Source organism: Rhizobium sp. 01T417 (genome assembly GCF_056398905.1).
On record NZ_JBFTQH010000139.1, the window covers coordinates 1 to 1,275 of the forward strand.

Below are 1,275 nucleotides of genomic sequence, written 5' to 3' on the forward strand. Positions count from 1 at the left end.
GGCCTCACCAGTCCGCCGCGACAGCATTAGCGGGCCCCGGCGCGCTCGTGATTGCCTGTCAGTTCCACCACGAAGTCAAGAAAAGCGCGGGTCTTTGCCGGCACGTAGTGCCGGGACGCGTAGTAGACGTATAAAGGATACCGTTCGTCTACCCATTCGGGAAAGAGATTGATCAATCGGCCGTCAGCAATCAGAGGCTCGGCACCGAGCAGCAACATCTGCGCGATTCCCGAACCGGCGAGACATGCGTTGAGCAGGGCACCCGGATCATTGACCGTGAGTCGTCCGTGAGTGTCGACCACAATACGTCTTCGCTTGCGATGAAATTCCCACTGAAATGGCTTGCCTGTCTCCGGGTTGCGAAACTCAAGGCATCTGTGGCCTCGACCTTCGAGGTCCTCGGGTCTTGACGGCCGTCCCCAGCGAGCAACGTACGATCGCGCTGCGACCGTCACGATGCGGGTGTCGAGCAGCTTTCTCGCGATCAGAGTAGACGCTTTGGGTTCGCCGAATCGCACAGCGAGGTCGAAGCCGTCCATGACGAGGTCGCCAAGACTGTCTCGCGCGATGAACTCGATTTCGAGTTCCGGGTGTGCGTCCATGAACGCATCGAGTTGTTGCCCGAGAATGGTCCGGTAGACGACAGGATCCAGATTGATTCTCAGCTTTCCACGCACGGCGGACGCGCCACCTGCCGCAGCGGCCGCTGCTTCCTCAAGCCCGGCGAGATGGGGCATGACCTCCTCGTAAAAGCGGCGGCCCTCTTCAGTCAGGGAGACCGAACGCGTTGTTCGGCTGAAGAGCCGGATGTTCAACCTTTTTTCCAACCGCGCAATTGCCCGACTGACGCCCGGCGGCGTCATTCCTATCACCTCCGAAGCGGCCACAAACGTTCCCGCATCCACTACGGCGGCGAACACGCTAATGCTGCCGGAAAGCTTCTCGCTACTGGATCTCATGGTTTCTCGAGTTAATACGTGTGGCGGAGCGCGACCGACTACCTGAATGCAAACGCTTCGCCGCGCAGCAGTGCTGATCGTGTCTTGGGATCATGCCAAATTGGTGATGCGTTGTCACTTATCCAATGACATCCATGTCATTTTGTTTTGTTCGGTGCTTGTCCAGAATACGTCTCACCGAGACATCCGGTCTCGCCAATCGAAGGAAGTCGCCATGCACAGCCCATTTTCATTGTTGCTCTGGCGACCGTTGGACGCATCAACTGGAACCGATCGCGGCGCGCGTTGCTCGCCCACCACCGAAGCACTGTGATGT

Annotated in this window: 1 protein-coding gene; it reads right to left on the reverse strand. The window is 58.5% G+C overall.

Annotation, left to right across the window (positions count from 1 at the left end):
* Positions 1-26: 26 nt before the first annotated feature.
* Positions 27-959, reverse strand: coding sequence for a LysR family transcriptional regulator (locus AC1DPR_RS32025; RefSeq protein WP_441592427.1), 933 nt, complete (start codon positions 957-959; stop codon positions 27-29).
* Positions 960-1,275 lie beyond the last annotated feature (316 nt).

Bases quoted from the DNA above. Each gene is read 5' to 3' on its own strand.
- AC1DPR_RS32025 (WP_441592427.1), bottom strand. From the start codon at position 959: ATGAGATCCAGTAGCGAGAAGCTTTCCGGCAGCATTAGCGTGTTCGCC.